The organism is Siminovitchia sediminis (assembly GCF_042680885.1).
Classification (GTDB): Bacteria; Bacillota; Bacilli; order Bacillales; family Bacillaceae_C; genus Siminovitchia; species Siminovitchia sediminis.
This window is the reverse complement of the sequence record NZ_JBHUEO010000062.1, coordinates 24,634-41,149: the sequence shown is the minus strand read 5'-3', so window position 1 is coordinate 41,149 and position 16,516 is coordinate 24,634. Positions and strand designations below refer to the sequence as shown.

The window sequence follows — 16,516 nt, the reverse complement described above, 5'->3', positions numbered from 1 at the left end:
GCCCACATTTTGACCACATACCTTGCTCATTTACTTTGAATGTGCTTGAATTACGGAATTTGTGATTCTTGGCACCCTATTCCATGCCCTCGATGTGAATAACCAAACTTTATTCCTCTGGTATAGCAGATTTTGGTATTTTCTTCACATTCAAGGGCTATTTTTTACTTTAGTTTCACAATTTTTAATTAGCTCATACAACAGAATATTTCCTGTTTGATTCAGCCATTGGGAATACCTTTTATTCATTAGTTTTATTCACTCAAAAACTAAACTGCAAAACGCTGCAAACCATCTTCAATGCATGTCTGGATCTGTGTGGGCAGATCATGCAGTATGAAACAATATATTTAAACAATGCAGCACTCATGTTTTATCATGAATATAAAAAGTTTGAGAGATACATGGATTACATAAAGTATGCCAAACAGCTGCATCATTAAAATCTATCTTTCAGCGGTCACTGCCTTTTGGGAGTTAAGCACTCATTCGGGACAGATTCGACTTTTTCTTAAAATCAGTATATAAAGCCACATTCAACAACACAAGGGACACCGCCATAAGCAAAGGAATCGTCCATAGCCGGCCGCCTGCTGTAAACCCTAAAATCATTACCAAGACAGAAATCAGCGGGGCATAGAAATAATAAGGTTTTGCCTGATACAGCCATCCGTATGGGTATAGATGAGCAGCTGTTATAATGGCGAAGACTGCCACCATGTCAGAAGGAAAATGTACAAAAACCAGAAATAGGATTGGAAAGTACATCAACTGCGCTAAATTTAAGGCTAATCCCAAATCGCTTAGAGGAAGGCCTTCACTTTTCCAATCCACCTTGTATATTTTGGATAAACCAATTGCCAATGGAAACATGATTCCCGAAGAAAAAAGCATCAAAATATTTTTTTGACCTACTTCCAACGGCAACAAATATATGATTGTAATGACGGTCCAAACAACTGCAGCCGATGATAAAAATGAAATTCCATTTTTACTTTTAACAGCAAGTTCATTCTTCAAATCTGATAAATTCATCTCTTTCCCCCTAAAAAATATAGTGCTTTTTACTTGATTTTATCATTCGTGTCCTCCTTTGGATATGTTTTTTGGAAAACTCCGGGTCTTCCTACACAAAAAACCTGCCGGGAATCCCGACAGGCACAGGTTTTATTTTTATTTAAAGGTCGTTATTTTAAAATGAATTGTGCGTTGGACCATATAATAAATTTCGGCCGGATCAATCATCTTTTGCTCTTTTTATAAGAACATATTAAAATGTATAATGGTTTAAACAGACTGTTGTTTGTTAAGAGTGCTAAAGCACCGATAGGCATAATTAAAGCAGGGAAATCCTTGCTTTTTATTTTTGGCTACAAGGGTTTGTTATGTGTCCAATTATGAGAAGGTGGAGTATATCATTTTTTGTGTTGCGGCACTGATAAAAGATGTAACGGATGCGGTTTTCTCCATGCCGTGGGTGAAGCAGACAGACCATATAGTCAGAGCTGGTGTTAGTGGAAAAAGATATTTTTAATTTTCGGGTCTTTTCCTGTTCGCCTCATTTTCTTTGATGTTTTGGCAACTTTATATTTTTATTTATGGGACAAGTGCCAACCGGTAATTCCATAATGAGAGGTTGAAAAAAATTATGACAGATAATTTTTGGAATGATTTACCCAGGCCATTTTTTGTACTCGCGCCAATGGAAGATGTGACGGATGTAGTTTTCCGCCATGTCGTGAGTAAAGCAGCCAGGCCAAATGTGTTTTTTACGGAGTTTACAAACACAGAGAGTTATTGTCACCCGGAAGGGCAGCAAAGTGTCCGTGGGCGTTTGACTTTTACGGAAGATGAACAACCCATTGTGGCTCATATATGGGGAGATAAGCCCGAATATTTTCGGCAAATGAGTTTTGGAATGGCCGAACAAGGATTTCGGGGTATAGATATCAATATGGGCTGTCCTGTACCTAATGTGGCATCGAATGGGAAGGGAGCCGGTCTGATTCTCCGTCCGGAAGTGGCAGCAGATGTCATACAGGCGGCAAAAGCAGGAGGATTGCCTGTAAGTGTAAAGACCAGACTGGGTTACACGGACATAAATGAATGGCGCGGCTGGCTGACACATTTATTGAAGCAAGACATCGTAAATCTTTCTATTCATCTCCGTACCCGAAAAGAAATGAGTAAAGTCGATGCGCATTGGGAACTGATTCCGGAAATTAAGGAACTTCGAGACACGATAGCACCCCATACTCTTTTAACCATAAATGGGGATATTCCGGACCGACAAACGGGCTTGGAACTTGCTCATCAGTACGGGGTTGATGGAATTATGATTGGGCGTGGCATTTTTAAAAACCCGTTTGCCTTTGAAAAAGAGCCAAAAAAGCATAGCAGTCGGGAATTGCTGGATCTTTTAAGGGTGCACCTTGATCTCCATGATCAATATTCAAAAGAATTAGAGCCTCGTCCATTCAAACCTCTTCAGCGTTTTTTTAAGATCTATGTTCGAGGGTTTCGAGGGGCGAGTGAATTAAGGCATCAATTAATGAGTACAGAGTCAACAGATGAAGTGCGCGCATTGCTTGACCACTTTGTGTTGGGCAATGATTGCTAGTAAGGATAAAGAACTAAACAAAGAAAAATGTCTTTTAAAGTGTAAAGGCTGTATTTGCTTTTAAAAATTCATTTAGATGGTTTATCAAGTAAGAATATAATTGAGGTTGTAAAGAAAATGTTGATATTGAGTCATACAACCGAACATATCATACACAAGTACTAAATCTTTCAGTTGACTGGAAGAGAGATTCAATTGATATATGGTTGTTATTCTTATGCCCTGCTTGATCCATCGCTGCTTTCGAAAGAAAGCAGGGAGGAAACTAGCGCAAGTGTGGCTTTTCCGGGGCAAACACTTCGGGAGGCCTTTTTTTTGTAATTTGTATTTGGTAAAAATCATCCATCTCTAGCAGAGCCAGGTACCTTATCATTTAATCAACCTGACACAGATAAAGAGAATGTAGTGATTGAATAAAACGGTGTTGAAATGATCTTACATATATTTCGCTTGTGACAAAAAAAGAGGATATAAAAATTCAATAAAAAACATTTAGGCTGGATCAACTGATTCAGCTTTTTTAATGTAATGGTTTTGCATTTATTTTCCAATAAGTAGGCAGTTTGATAGTGATTCAATGAGTGTGTCAACTAAGAGTGTTAGCTTTCCCTTTCCTCAAAATATTATAAAACCCTATCTTGAAGCACCTCATGAATGAGTATAATATAATTGGCAAAATTACTTACTTGACAACAATAAGTATTAATAATAAACTAGGTTACGCAAAGTAAGTAACTAAAGAAAGGAGAGTAAAAGTGAATACACAGGAAATTGGGAAAATTGTTTTAAGAATCATCTTAGGCCTTACATTCTTCATTCATGGCTTAGCAAAATTCCAAGACGGAATTTCAAATACAGTAGGGTTTTTTGACAGTATCGGTATACCTGGATTCCTTGCCTATGCAGTGGCTGCTATAGAGCTGGTTGGAGGTATTGCCCTGATTTTAGGCTTAGGAACAAGAGTCATTGCTATATTGTTTGCAGTGATTTTGGCAGGGGCTATTCTCACAGCAAAACTTCCGGCTGGATTCCTCGGCAATGGTCAAATGGCGGGATACGAATTGGACCTCGCATTACTGGCCATGTCGATTTATTTCATATTAGCTGACAAATCGTTCTTATCTTTGGATCGAAAATTATTTAACTCCGGTAACAACTAGGAGGTTTAGGATGGAATTCCACAAGAAACCGACAACCTTTGTCGGACATGTAAAAATTAAAGTGCAAAACATGGAGCGTTCTTTACAATTTTATCAAAAAATCATGGGGTTCAATATTTTAGAGCAAACATCCTCGTCAGTCCAACTTACAATTGATGGAAAGACTAGTATTTTATCATTGGAAAAGCCTGCAAATGTCGTACCAAAACAAGGAAGAACAACAGGGTTGTATCATTTTGCACTGCGGCTGGCAAAAAAGTCAGATCTGGCGAGCTTTGTACTGCATTTAGAAGACAAAGGCATTGGCTTTGGCTTTGGGTCATCGGATCACCTTGTCAGTGAAGCCTTGTAATTATATGATCCTGATGAGAATGAAATTGAAATTTATATCGACAGAGCCCCTTCTGAATGGAGTTGGGGCGGGGAAGAAGTGGCCATGGCAGTGGACCCGCTTGATTTTGACAATTTGCTCAAACATGCTCCGGATAAGCCTTGGCAAGGAATGCCGGCTGAAACGGTCATGGGTCACATTCATTTACATGTATCAGAACTTATTCAGACAGAAGCATTTTACGTAAAGGGACTGGGCATGGATGTGGTCAATCGATATGGAGAACAGGCATTATTTCTTTCCTATGGAAAATATCACTATCATATAGGGGTAAACACGTGGAGTGGTATAGGGGCAAAGGCTCCGGCTAAAAATAGTACAGGCCTCGAATCGTTTACGCTCGTTTTTAATCATGAAGAGGCTCGTAATCAAGCAGTAATAAATTTGAAGCAGATCGGTGCAGAGGTATTAACAGAAAATCATCATGTCATCACCTTTGATCCTTCGGGACATCGCATCGAGTTAGCTGTATAAAGACAGGAGGCATCCAATTGTCGGCTATGGAAATTGGTATTTACACCCTTGCGGATATAGGGACGGATCCCCTTACAGGAGAGACGATAACGGCCAAGGATAGAATACAGGATATCATTCAAGCGGCAAAACTTGCGGATGAGGCAGGACTGGATGTATTTGGAGTAGGAGAGCATCACCGTCTGGATTACGCTTCTGCTTCACCTGCGGTGATATTGGCTGCTATTGCACAAGCAACAAAACAAATTAAATTAACGAGTGCAACAAGTTTTTTAAGTACGCTTGATCCTGTTCGTCTATTTGAAGATTTTGCTACCTTGGATGTCCTTTCGAATGGCCGAGCAGAAATACTGGCCGGCAGGGGAGCATTTATAGAATCTTTTCCTCTTTTTGGCTATAGCACAAACGATTATGATGAATTGTTTGAAGAACATATGGACCTCCTGTTACAGCTGAACGACAATGAGACGGTCACATGGTCCGGTAAGTTCCGTTCTCCTTTAAGAAATGCTGAAATTGCCCCCAGACCGATACAAGAAAAATTGCCTGTTTGGATCGGAGTTGGAGGTTCACCTGAAAGTGCTGTTCGTGCCGGAAGGTTTGGGACGGGGATGGCTTTAGCAATCTTGGGCGGCGATCCAAGACGTTTTAAGCCGCTGGCCGACCTCTATCGTCAAACGGGACTGGAAACAGGACACAAAACGGAAGCATTAAAGATTGGTGTGACCGGCCATATTTATGCAGCGAAAACGACCCAGGAGGCAAAAGACGAGTTTTATCCTTATTACTCTAATTACTGGGAATATGTAAATCTCCAGCGTGGAATGGGAACACGTATGTCAAGAAGTGACTTCGAACAATTGGCCGGTCCGGAAACTGCATTGTTTGTAGGGAGTCCGCAGCAGATTGTGGAAAAGATCCTTCAGCAATACGAACTCTTTGGGCATCAACGGTTCCTGGCACAGTTAGATATTGGAGGCCAGCCGTTTAAGAATGTAGCAAAAGGAATAGAATTGCTTGCATCCGAAATAGCTCCAATTGTTCGAAGAGAAACGAGTGAATAATTTTTTTATAGGGGTGTAATCATGGGTTTTTTAGATAGATTATTTGGTAAGCAAACGAAGGAGGAAGAAACAATGACTACAGAAAAATTAAACATTGGCATTATTTTGGGGAGCACTCGTGAAGGACGTGTAAGTCCTCAAGTAGGAGAATGGGTAAAAGGAATTGCCGACAAACGTGGAGATGCAAATTATGAGATTGTAGATATTGCTGATTTTCAGCTTCCATTTTTAGGAACAACGGATGGAACGGAGCCAGGTATTGCTGCTTGGAATGAGAAACTGGCAAACCTTGATGGATTTGTCTTCATTGTTCAAGAATATAATCACAGTATAACAGGGGCGTTAAAAAACGCGATCGATTTTGCCCGTGAAGCTTGGTATGACAAAGCTGCCGGCATCGTAAGCTATGGTTCTACCGGCGGAGCTCGTGCCGCTGAACATTTACGCGGAATTCTTGCAGAACAGAAAGTTGCAGATGTTCGCACACATCCAACGTTGAGCTTATTCACTGATTTTGTGGATGGATCGGAGTTTAAGCCGCAAGATCTGCATTTGAATAATGTAAATACGATGCTTGATGAAGTGCTCGCCTGGAGCGGGGCATTAAAAACGATCCGCTAAACATCGATCCTTATAAGAATATCAGACTCCATGCAGGGTCTGATATTCTTTTTTAAAAATACATTCAATTGGAAGACAAATAAATGAAAATTGGAATCATTGGTGCGAGCGGTAAAGCCGGAAGTCTTATTTTAAAAGAGGCAGTCAGTCGGGGACATGAAGTAACAGCGATTGTAAGGGATACTTTGAAAATGAAGGATTCAGGCGTTCATGTCCTTGAGAAAAGTATTTTTGACCTTACATCAGATGATGTAAAAATGTTTGACGCAGTTGTTAATGCATTCGGTGCTCCCCTTGGTGAAGAGCAGGCGCATGTGGATGCCGGACATGCTTTAATTGAGGCGTTAAAAGGAACAAACACAAGAGCCATCATTGTAGGTGGAGCCGGAAGTCTCTATGCAGATGAAAATAAAACTGTTCAGGTAATGGATACACCGGATTTCCCGGATGTATTTCTCCCCACTGCCAAAGGTCAGGGTCGAAACTTGGAAGAGTTACAAGCAACCTCAAATATCACATGGACATTTGTCAGCCCCTCTGCAATATTTGATCCAGAAGGAAAGAACGGGATCTTATGAGAATGGAAAAGACCATCTTCTTGTTAATTCAAAAGGTGAAAGTTATATCAGCTATGCAGACTTTGCCATTGCCGTTGTGGATGAAATTGAAAATCCGCAACATGTGAATGAACGATTTACAGTTGTCGGGGAAACGGAGTAGCGGCTTAAAAAACTATGCGATTCCTTTTTATAAAGAACGAATTCCCCAGGCGGAATTCGTTCTTCTTTGTACGGACTACTGTCACTTTGGCTATAGATTTATCTCTTTTTTTTTGATGTAATAAGATTAGCATCAATCATAGATACATTGTTGGAGGCATATATGAAAAAAGTCGCTGTAATACAGGATTTGTCGTCATTTGGTAAATGTTCATTGACAGCTGCTATACCGGTTCTTTCCGTCATGGGAGTGCAGGCTTGTCCTTTGCCAACAGCCGTATTGTCTGCGCAAACGGATTTTCCAAGTTTTTTTTATGAAGATTTGACATCAAACATGCCATATTTCCAAGAGGAATGGAGCAAACTGAATGTCACTTTTGACGGAATACATACCGGCTTCGTAACCGGGGAAGAACAAATTAATCACATTTTCCAATTTTTGGATACATTTTACAAAAAGGAAACGGTGCTGCTTGTTGATCCCGTCATGGGAGATCGAGGCGAAGCCTACAAACTTACTACAGATCCATTGCTGGAACGCATGAAAGAACTCGTGAAATGTGCCGACGTAGTTACTCCCAATATTACGGAGGTTTGCCTATTAACGGGGCTGTCTTACGAGAAACTGCATCGTTATTCAAATGAACAAGACTTTCTAAAAGCCATAGAAGAAGCCGGAAGTATTTTACAGCAGGTTACGAATGCCCATGTGATTATCACTGGTATCAATCCGCCTGCACCTAATCCAAGCAAGCAATATATTGGAAATATGTATGTGAATGGGGAAAAAGTATTTTATCACGCGACGCCCTATAATGGTGAGAATTATTCTGGTACCGGTGATCTATTTGCATCTGTGATCATGGGAAGCATGATGCGCGGGGAGGATTTTGGAAAATCAATCCGACTAGCAGAAAAATTCCTGGAAGCAGCTATACAGGATACCAGCTTGGAGCAAATTCCGGAAATAGAAGGCGTCAATTTTGAAAAATTTTTGAGTATGTTATTATAGAAAGCTTTTAACCTGGATAATGGAAGGTCTAAACTGCTGCGGCCAAAAATAAAAAGTCCCCTTTTTGGGACTTTTTATTAATGGTGAAAACATATCCGAAACACGTCAAATCCCTCTATGCAATTTTCTTCTTACTTTCAGAACCGGATAGCATGGGAGAAGAGCCCACCTTGTGTGAGTCCCTGCTAACTGTCTTTATGAAGCCCGTGATCCGGAATACCCCCAGTTCGGGCATATACCCTCCACGAAGTTTCCAAGGGTTCTTTCCGATATAATTTTTTATAAAAATATGCTATGGAATTGAGCAGCTTTGCGGGAATTTTTTTCGGAAAAAACGGCTTGGCATAAAAATAGTAAAACCCCTTTTTTAAATCTTCCCACTGATGGCATTTCTTCGACTGGCGAAACCGTGCCACGTCTATTACTTTTATTTGATGATCAGGAGTTAATATGATGTTTCTCAAATGGATGTCTGAAGGGTTCAGCCCTTGTTCTCTGGCAAGGGATAATGCATCATCCACTTCCATGATGTCTTTTTCCGATAAAGGAATTCCATGGGTCAGGCAATCAAAAAATGTATAGCCATGAATGAAGTCGATGACAATATAATTCGGGCCGGATTCGTACATATCAGGGTAGTAATCAAGGTGATGAACAAGATCGTACACTGATGCTTCCTCTTGTGCGATATGCGCAAACTCCGGGAAGAAAACTTTTAGTACTTTCTCGGTATGTTCTATCTTAAACACAGCGGCACTTCTTCCCATTCCGATCAGCTGTAGGGTTGGTGCATGAGAAACTATAATGGGTTTATGTTCCTTATATTGGAACTTTACGCTTTCTGCTAAATGTTGATATTTCACTGGAGCACCTCTTTTCATTAAAAAAGACGTCATCCAATTTTTGGTATGACGTCTTCGAACAGGAAATCCTCACCAAAAATTGGTAAGGTCTCGCAAACAGCATCCAGCACTGCCAGCAAAGCCGAGGAAATATTCCTGTATTGACGACTTTGCTGTATAGCTACTCCCCTTAACATGATAGTTTGTTTGATTATTATAACATTACTATGTAGTTGCGAGTCAAATCATACCTTTCATAAAAAAAATTTTAAGACATATGACGGCATCCCCGTATTGAATTGAAACGGATGTTGAATATATAAGCACATAACTATATACTTATGTGGATCTTCAAATAAAGGAGGAAAATACCGTATTGCAAACCTCTCTTGACATAGAAAAAGCTGCTGGCATGTTAAAGTTGCTCGGTGATCAAACGAGGCTGACCATGATGAAGCTAATGGACCATCAAGCTTTTTGTGTTTGTGAATTTGTAGAGATATTTCAGATGACCCAGCCGGCCATCAGCCAGCATGTGAGAAAACTGAAAGATTTAGGGCTGCTGACAGAAGAGAGGAAGGGACAATGGATCTTTCACACGATCAATAAAAATAACGAATATTATCCTATTATCAAACAGATTCTTGATCAGCTGCCTGAGCAGGAAGAAAAATTAAAAAAGCTTGAAGAGCGCGGCACACGTATTTCTTGTAGTTAATTAGGGGGAGGTTCTTTGTCAACGACAGTCGTACTTGCAATCATTATATTTGTGGCTACTCTGGTGCTTGTCATTTGGCAGCCAATGGGATTAAACATTGGCTGGTCTGCGTCAGGCGGGGCCATCATTGCATTATTGGCGGGGGTAGTGGGGTTTGGGGATGTCATAAAAGTTATTGACATTACATGGAATGCCACATTGTCATTTGTTGCCATTATCCTGATATCTTTAATATTAGATGAAATTGGGATGTTTGAGTGGGCAGCCTTACATATGGCACGGGCCGCAAAAGGGAACGGTGTCAAAATGTTTGTCTATATCAGCGTTTTAGGTGCTGTGGTCGCTGCTTTATTTGCGAATGATGGCGCAGCTCTCATTCTTACGCCGATTGTTCTCGCCATGGTTCGAAACTTGAATTTTAAGGAACAAATGATTTTCCCTTTTATTATGGCAAGCGGATTTATTGCCGATACTACTTCCCTTCCATTTATTGTCAGCAACCTTGTCAATATCGTATCAGCAGATTTCTTTGGAATCGGATTCCTGGAATATGCCTCAAGAATGATGATTCCAAACTTGTTTTCTCTAATGGCAACTATTTCGGTTTTATTCATTTATTTTAGAAAGAGTATTCCTGAACAATATGACTTCACCAAATTACAGGAGCCGAAAGAAGCCATCCGAGATGAGAGAATGTTTCTTCTATCCTGGTATGTCCTTGCATTGTTGGTCATCGGATATTTTACCAGTGAACAGATGAACTTGCCTGTATCTGTCATTGCAGGACTGATTGCGTTGTTTTTTATCATTATGGCCAGACGCAGTTCGGCTGTAAATACAAAAAGTGTCATCAAAGGAGCCCCCTGGAATATTGTTGTATTCTCCATCGGGATGTATGTGGTGGTCTACGGACTGGGGAATGCAGGGCTTACATCTGCACTGGCAAGTGTGATCCAAGCAGTGTCACAGCAAGGTTTATTTGTCACGACGGTTGTTATGGGATTCATTGCTGCTTTTCTGTCATCCATGATGAATAACATGCCTACTGTGATGATTGATGCTTTGGCCATTGCTGAAACAGACACTTCCGGTGTGCTCCGGGAAGCACTGATTTATGCAAATGTTGTCGGGTCAGATCTGGGGCCAAAAATTACTCCCATTGGTTCATTGGCCACTTTAGTATGGCTCCATGTGTTATCTCAAAAGGGAGTAAACATTTCTTGGGGCACTTATTTTAAAACTGGGATTGTATTAACCATCCCCATTCTGTTTATTACTTTACTGGGACTGTATGTTACACTGCTGATCTTATAAAAGGAGCGATTCGATGGCTAAGAAAACCCTTTATTTTTTATGCACGGGTAATTCGTGCCGCAGTCAAATGGCTGAAGGCTGGGCAAAAAAAATTCTTGGAGATGAATGGGAAGTCAGAAGTGCCGGAATTGAAGCCCACGGATTGAATCCGAATGCTGTAAAAGCCATGCAGGAAGTTGGAATCGATATTACGGAGCAACAATCAGAGCTAATTGATACGGAGTATTTGAATCAAGCTACAATGGTTGTTACTTTATGCGGCGATGCCAAAGACCGCTGCCCGGTTACACCGCCGCATGTAAGGCGTGAACATTGGGGTTTTGAAGATCCGGCAAAAGCAGCTGGAACAGAAGAGGAAGTGTGGAACATATTTCAGAAGGTCCGTGATGAAATCCGCGAACGAATTGAGCGTTTTGCCGCAACGGGTAAATAAAGTAACTAACAAACTTGTGGAAGTGCGGACATTCCCACCCCGGCTTTGCGAAAACAGCAGGCCGGGGTTTTTGCTTGGGATGAAACCAGACTGTCATTCAACTGGTTTGATCTGACGGGCTTTCCCACGCTGTCAAGCATGAAAGGATTAGGGCACTTTATTATTTATTACTTAAATAATGAAACATTTTATTTACAAAATACTGATGATTTGTTAAGTTATCCAATATACCAATCATCCTACAAATTTGGAGAGGAATCATTATGTTAAAGAAAACGAACCGGATTTCTTTGGTTGAGCAGGTTGCCTTACAAATAGAAGAGCAGATTAGCGCCGGGTATTGGAAGGTCGGAGAGAAGCTGCCGCCTGAATTGGAATTAATGGAAACGTTTGCCGTCAGCCGAAATACAGTAAGAGAGGCCATACGGGCCCTAGTTTATGCCGGCCTTTTAGAGACAAGGCAGGGGAGCGGTACAGTAGTACGCTCCAATAATTCATTTGCTACAGCTTTACAAAAGTATTTTAAAAAATCAAATATCATTGAAACGCTTGAAGTACGCGCGGGTCTGGAAAGAGAGGCAGCGAGACTTGCTGCCATGAGAAGGACTCAAGAAGATTTGGCGGATATCCAGGCATGTATAGAGAAGTGTTTGGATGCAGCAAAAAGTAACGACAATAAAAGATTTGCGGAGGCGGACCTCCAATTTCACAAACGAATCGTAAAAGCAGCTGGAAACAAGGTACTTAGCGACTTATATGAGCATTTAAATGAACTCATATACCATTCCATTGATGATTTTATTACGAGTACGGAGCTGTCGGATATAAAGTTTGTTCATCATGATCTGTTCGAAGCGATCCGAAAGAAGGATATGGCCGGAGCAGCGGCTAGTGTGGAAAGTTATATTGATTCCTTTAAAAAGAGATTGGAAGACTTATCGGAGGGATAACATTGGTGAAAAATACAACACTGGATTACCAATCGAAGCAGGTTGGGACATGGGGACTATTCATAGGGATTATTTTAATCGGTGCCAACCTGAGAGCACCACTGACATCAGTGGGGTCCCTTCTTCCGTTCATACGTGATGATGTTGGAATCAGTAACACACTGGCCGGATTGATCACTACATTGCCACTTCTGGCCTTTGCTTTTTTATCGCCGCTCGCACCAAAAATCGCCAGCCGGATTGGAATGGAATGGACAGTCTTTTGGTCTCTCTTTTTGTTAACCATGGGAATGGTCGTCCGTTCATACTTTGGCACGGCTGCTTTGTTTGCCGGAACAGTTTTCATTGGTCTGGCTATCGCTATCGGAAATGTTTTAATTCCTGGGATGATTAAAAAGAATTTTCCGTACAGGATTGGCCTTGTTACTGGAATGTATGCGGTGATCATGAATTTTTTTGCTGCCTTGGCTTCAGGGATCAGTGTTCCGGTCTCTTTTGTTTTTGGCATAGGATGGAAAGGGGCTTTGGCTTTTTGGACTATTCTTTCAATCCTGGCAATGGTTATCTGGATACCCCAAATTCGCAGACGGTCACAAAACACTAGGGCTAAACAAGTGGCTTTTAAGAAAAGTAATAGTTTATTGAAGTCTCCTTTGGCCTGGCATATCACACTGTATATGGGGGCACAATCACTCATGTTTTATACCGCATCAACCTGGGTGCCGGTGATTTTACAAAGTTACGGATACAGTTCCAGCTCGGCAGGCTGGATGCTATCCCTCATGCAGTTTACTGTCGTTCCTTTCACTTTTCTAATACCTGTGATGGCGGAGAAAATGGGAAGTCAAAGAGCTCTAAGTGTTAGCACGGGTGTACTGTTTTTCTTAGGAAGCGGAGGCTTGTTTTTGGGACATCATTTTCTCATACCCATATCTGTCATCTTCATCGGCATAGCGTCCGGTTCTGCATTCAGCCTCTCCATGATGTTTTTCAGCTTGCGTGCTTCCAGCGGCCAACAAGCCGCAGAAATTTCCGGTATGGCGCAGTCAGTCGGCTATTTACTGGCCGCTTTTGGACCTGTCTTATTTGGTGCTTTATATGATGTCACAAATGCATGGACCATCCCTCTGGCCGGTTTGCTTGTATTGTCTTGCTTTATCATCTTTTTTGGCAATGAGGCGGGAAAGAATAGGCTGCTAGATGATGAGCACCGGCCTTTAGCGGAGCAAGTCGGTGTCAATTAAAGCTTCACTTCAGTGTGTTTCATTTCCTGATATCCTGTTACTTTATTTTCACTTATGAGTGAAAAAAGTATTGGAGTGTATCACAGGCATTCCAGCCGTTACGAAGTTTCAGACAAGGGCTTTTTATGCCAGCTTATATTATATAATAAAGAAACAAGGAGCTGACTGTTTAGCTCCTTGTTTCTATACAATTTAAATTGGCCCTACATCGTCTTTATTTCAGTTCTGTTCCAGAACCGCCTTTTGGCAAGTGCCTCAAGATATTGAGATTCGAAGTCACCATCTGCAGCAAAGATGACGCCGTCCAGATTGCCGTCCATTGGTTTTACCATATATTTTTCTGCCCCTTCAGCAATGCCGATGGGCTTGAGGTGCATATATTGCATGTGTACAAAGTCCGAAATGTGATGGTCGAACTTGGCTTGGTTTATCGACTTGCCGCCGACGACATAGATGGAATCATACAGGGCCGGGTTGACGGTCACGAAACTTTTAGTGACGTCAAGTTTCGTTCCGTTGCTGCTCTCAACCTGACCGAGTTTTTCGGATATGATATCGACGAAGCTGTCATTTTTCACTAAGGTATTCAAAACCTGCACCACATCCTCATTAAAGCCGTTTCCGATTAAAACAGCGACACGCTGGGTGGCAGCACTGTGCGGTGAATTCAGCTGACTGAGTGAGGGATAGCTCCGCTCTTCTTGGACATGGCTGCTCTGAGGCGGTAGAACACCGATGTTTTCCGAAATGGCTGCAGCCATTTCCTGATCTACATTCGCCCACATTTCTACATTTTTCTGGCGGATTTCTTTGCTTTTGACACTTCCCAAATGGAAACTGAATGACTCAATTAAGTCTAACTTTTCAGCGGGAGAAAGACTATTCCAGAATATTCGCGCTTGCGAGAAGTAATCAAAGAAAGAGTCGCTTGGCCGCTCACGAGTTACTTGCCCTTCTAATTTTTCCGGATAATGAGTGTATCCGTTTTCCTGAGGAGGCGTCTCCATGGGCGTGTTTTCTGCTGTATGGTTGTTATGGTAATGAACCTGGTCGGTATCAATCCTATGCCGCTGGTAACTGTCGCGATAATTGTAATTCCTCTCCGTTATCGGCCGGTTAACGGGAATGTCCTCTATATTTGCAGAGTGCTGACGGTACAATTCTGTATCCCGATAAGCGAATGAACGGCCTTGAAGGACAGGGTCATTTGTAAATTCAATCCCCGGAACAAGATTGGCCGGATTAAATGCCGATTGCTCATTTTCCGCAAAAAAGTTATCCATTAAACGGTTCAACGTCAATTTACCTATGATTTTGACCGGAATCTCTTCCTGTGGCCAAAGTTTAGTATCGTCCAGAATATCAAAATCATATTTCATTTCGTCTTCAACTGGAATCAGCTGTACACCAAGTTCATATTCTGGATAGGCACCATTTTGGATAGCCTGTATCATATCACGTCGGTGAAAATCGGGGTCGAATCCGCCAATGATATTTGCTTCATCAAGCAAAAGGGAATGGACTCCGAGTTTGGGTTTCCAAACAAACCTGACAAAGGTTGACTTCCCGTCCTTATTAATCAGCCGAAATGTATTGATTGGATACCCTTCCATCATACGCCAGCTTCTGGGACGGCCTCTCATTGACATGAGCCACATGACCATATGAGCGGACTCCTGATTACTTACAACGTAATCCCAAAAGTTGTCGTGTGCCACAGTTGCCTGCGGTACATCCGTCTTTGGATCGGGTTTTGCCGCATGCGTTACATCCATGAATTTCATGGCATCTGCAAGGATAAAGACAGGAAATTGCAGCGACAATGAATCATAGTTTCCTTCTTCCGTATAAAACTTTACTGCAAAACCCCGTATGTCAACCGCAGTATCTTTGGAACCCCGATTTCCGATGAAGTTTGAAAAGCGGACGAACACCGGTGTCTTCCTTCCAGGCTCCTGTAGGAAATGGGCGACCGTGTAGTCTTTCATCGATTCCGTAAGTTCAAATTCGCCATATACGCCAAATCCGCGGGCATGTACCACTTTTTCGGGAATTCGTTCCCGGTTGAAGTGTGACTGCTTTTTATAGAAATGATAATCCTGAAACAATAACGGACCGCGTTTTCCTGCACGAAGCGACCACTCATCATCCGGTACCTTTGTACCATTCTCATCTGTCATTTTTTTGCCGGGGCCTGTATTTTGTCTTCTGTACGCTTCCAATTGCTCATCTTTTTTGTCCATCGGTTTATCACCCTTGTTGCTTTGATCCATCGTATCACCCTTTTCTTTCTAATCATCTTGCAGAAAATAAATCAGCTGTCCAGGTTCGTTTCCCTTCTTCCCGATTAATGGGACTGGCAAACTCTCTGTTTTTTCCTCGCAGGTTGGGAAAAAATCAGAAGGTTATCACAAACTTGAGACCAAAGGGCGGCAACCCGATAACAGACAACAAAGAGTTCATACAGGGGTGCTGTTTTAGTTAGTACAATGCTGTCAGCGTTTTGTCGGATCACTATATACAAGCCGGGGGTATTTTTTATAACTGAACTCTCTTTTTATGTGGTTAAGCTTTTTATTTGTATACTATAGGGGGGTATGGTAAATTAAAAGTACAAAAAATAAGGAAGTGGTACATTTGGATAAATTTTTACATGATCACCCAAGTACACCTCGAACGAAAGACGAAAAGCAGGCGATTATAAATCGTTTAAAACGAATAGAAGGCCAAGTCCGTGGAATACAAAAAATGGTAGAAGAGGACCGGTACTGTATGGATATTTTAGTTCAGCTCAGTGCGATTCAATCGGCTTTAAAGCAGGTCGGTTATACCGTAACTGAAAGGCATATGAAACACTGTGTAAGTGACGCAGTCAAATCGGGCGAAGGTACTGAAACGATCGAAGAATTAATGAGAGTACTTAAACAAATTTCAAAGTAAGGGGGAAGGCTGCA

The 16,516-nt window shown here is 41.6% G+C and carries 14 protein-coding genes and 2 pseudogenes; 13 read left to right on the top strand and 3 right to left on the bottom strand.

Annotation, left to right across the window (positions count from 1 at the left end):
- Window positions 1-477: 477 nt before the first annotated feature.
- The gene (locus ACFSCZ_RS15875) at window positions 478-1,035 is read right to left on the bottom strand and encodes a DUF7010 family protein (RefSeq protein WP_380775211.1); all 558 of its coding nucleotides are present in this window, start codon (window positions 1,033-1,035) and stop codon (window positions 478-480) included.
- A 613-nt stretch (window positions 1,036-1,648) separates the two neighbouring features.
- Between ACFSCZ_RS15875 and ACFSCZ_RS15870 the strand changes: the two genes are divergently transcribed.
- The 7 genes and pseudogenes from ACFSCZ_RS15870 (at window position 1,649) to ACFSCZ_RS15840 (ending at window position 8,061) form a co-directional block, all read left to right on the top strand.
- A complete protein-coding gene (locus ACFSCZ_RS15870; RefSeq protein WP_380775210.1) occupies window positions 1,649-2,620 on the top strand; it encodes a tRNA dihydrouridine synthase in 972 nt (323 codons plus the stop codon).
- Between the two features lie 755 nt (window positions 2,621-3,375).
- Window positions 3,376-3,780, top strand: a complete 405-nt coding sequence (locus ACFSCZ_RS15865; RefSeq protein ID WP_380775208.1) for a DoxX family protein — start codon at window positions 3,376-3,378, stop codon at window positions 3,778-3,780.
- A 10-nt stretch (window positions 3,781-3,790) separates the two neighbouring features.
- Window positions 3,791-4,645 (top strand): annotated as a pseudogene (locus ACFSCZ_RS15860) (VOC family protein).
- Between the two features lie 26 nt (window positions 4,646-4,671).
- Window positions 4,672-5,709: an LLM class flavin-dependent oxidoreductase gene (locus ACFSCZ_RS15855; RefSeq protein ID WP_380775298.1), complete on the top strand. Its 1,038-nt coding sequence runs from the start codon at window positions 4,672-4,674 to the stop codon at window positions 5,707-5,709.
- A gap of 21 nt (window positions 5,710-5,730) precedes the next feature.
- On the top strand, window positions 5,731-6,330 hold the full coding sequence (locus tag ACFSCZ_RS15850; protein WP_380775206.1) for an NADPH-dependent FMN reductase: 600 nt from the start codon (window positions 5,731-5,733) through the stop codon (window positions 6,328-6,330).
- A gap of 83 nt (window positions 6,331-6,413) precedes the next feature.
- Window positions 6,414-7,050: pseudogene (locus tag ACFSCZ_RS15845) on the top strand (NAD(P)-dependent oxidoreductase).
- 162 nt (window positions 7,051-7,212) lie between these two features.
- The gene (locus ACFSCZ_RS15840; RefSeq protein WP_380775204.1) at window positions 7,213-8,061 is read left to right on the top strand and encodes a pyridoxamine kinase; all 849 of its coding nucleotides are present in this window, start codon (window positions 7,213-7,215) and stop codon (window positions 8,059-8,061) included.
- 185 nt (window positions 8,062-8,246) lie between these two features.
- Here the strand turns inward: ACFSCZ_RS15840 and ACFSCZ_RS15835 are convergent, their stop codons facing one another.
- Complete coding sequence (locus tag ACFSCZ_RS15835) at window positions 8,247-8,924, bottom strand: serine/threonine-protein kinase (RefSeq protein ID WP_380775202.1); 678 nt, start codon at window positions 8,922-8,924, stop codon at window positions 8,247-8,249.
- Window positions 8,925-9,315: 391 nt separating this feature from the next.
- On the opposite strand from ACFSCZ_RS15835, the gene ACFSCZ_RS15830 reads away from it, so the two are divergent.
- The 5 genes from ACFSCZ_RS15830 to ACFSCZ_RS15810 all read left to right on the top strand — a co-directional run bounded on the left by ACFSCZ_RS15830 (window position 9,316) and on the right by ACFSCZ_RS15810 (window position 13,562).
- Entirely contained in the window at window positions 9,316-9,621 is a 306-nt protein-coding gene (locus tag ACFSCZ_RS15830; protein WP_380775297.1) for an ArsR/SmtB family transcription factor, read from the top strand.
- A 15-nt stretch (window positions 9,622-9,636) separates the two neighbouring features.
- Complete coding sequence (locus ACFSCZ_RS15825) at window positions 9,637-10,935, top strand: arsenic transporter (RefSeq protein ID WP_380775200.1); 1,299 nt, start codon at window positions 9,637-9,639, stop codon at window positions 10,933-10,935.
- Window positions 10,936-10,948: 13 nt separating this feature from the next.
- Entirely contained in the window at window positions 10,949-11,368 is a 420-nt protein-coding gene (gene arsC / locus ACFSCZ_RS15820; RefSeq protein ID WP_380775198.1) for an arsenate reductase (thioredoxin), read from the top strand.
- Window positions 11,369-11,631: 263 nt separating this feature from the next.
- Window positions 11,632-12,318, top strand: a complete 687-nt coding sequence (locus tag ACFSCZ_RS15815; RefSeq protein ID WP_380775196.1) for a FadR/GntR family transcriptional regulator — start codon at window positions 11,632-11,634, stop codon at window positions 12,316-12,318.
- A 2-nt stretch (window positions 12,319-12,320) separates the two neighbouring features.
- Window positions 12,321-13,562, top strand: a complete 1,242-nt coding sequence (locus tag ACFSCZ_RS15810) for a CynX/NimT family MFS transporter (protein ID WP_380775194.1) — start codon at window positions 12,321-12,323, stop codon at window positions 13,560-13,562.
- 203 nt (window positions 13,563-13,765) lie between these two features.
- On the opposite strand, the gene ACFSCZ_RS15805 is transcribed toward ACFSCZ_RS15810, so the two are convergent.
- Window positions 13,766-15,835 (bottom strand): catalase, encoded by a 2,070-nt coding sequence (locus ACFSCZ_RS15805; protein WP_380775192.1) that lies wholly within the window; start codon window positions 15,833-15,835, stop codon window positions 13,766-13,768.
- A 364-nt stretch (window positions 15,836-16,199) separates the two neighbouring features.
- On the opposite strand from ACFSCZ_RS15805, the gene ACFSCZ_RS15800 reads away from it, so the two are divergent.
- Window positions 16,200-16,502: a metal-sensing transcriptional repressor gene (locus ACFSCZ_RS15800; RefSeq protein WP_380775190.1), complete on the top strand. Its 303-nt coding sequence runs from the start codon at window positions 16,200-16,202 to the stop codon at window positions 16,500-16,502.
- Window positions 16,503-16,516: the final 14 nt, after the last annotated feature.

Bases quoted from the DNA above. Each gene is read 5' to 3' on its own strand.
- ACFSCZ_RS15875 (WP_380775211.1), bottom strand. From the start codon at position 1,035: ATGAATTTATCAGATTTGAAGAATGAACTTGCTGTTAAAAGTAAAAAT.
- ACFSCZ_RS15870 (WP_380775210.1), top strand. From the start codon at position 1,649: ATGACAGATAATTTTTGGAATGATTTACCCAGGCCATTTTTTGTACTC.
- ACFSCZ_RS15855 (WP_380775298.1), top strand. From the start codon at position 4,672: ATGGAAATTGGTATTTACACCCTTGCGGATATAGGGACGGATCCCCTT.
- ACFSCZ_RS15850 (WP_380775206.1), top strand. From the start codon at position 5,731: ATGGGTTTTTTAGATAGATTATTTGGTAAGCAAACGAAGGAGGAAGAA.
- ACFSCZ_RS15840 (WP_380775204.1), top strand. From the start codon at position 7,213: ATGAAAAAAGTCGCTGTAATACAGGATTTGTCGTCATTTGGTAAATGT.
- ACFSCZ_RS15830 (WP_380775297.1), top strand. From the start codon at position 9,316: ATGTTAAAGTTGCTCGGTGATCAAACGAGGCTGACCATGATGAAGCTA.
- arsC (WP_380775198.1), top strand. From the start codon at position 10,949: ATGGCTAAGAAAACCCTTTATTTTTTATGCACGGGTAATTCGTGCCGC.
- ACFSCZ_RS15815 (WP_380775196.1), top strand. From the start codon at position 11,632: ATGTTAAAGAAAACGAACCGGATTTCTTTGGTTGAGCAGGTTGCCTTA.
- ACFSCZ_RS15805 (WP_380775192.1), bottom strand. From the start codon at position 15,835: ATGGATCAAAGCAACAAGGGTGATAAACCGATGGACAAAAAAGATGAG.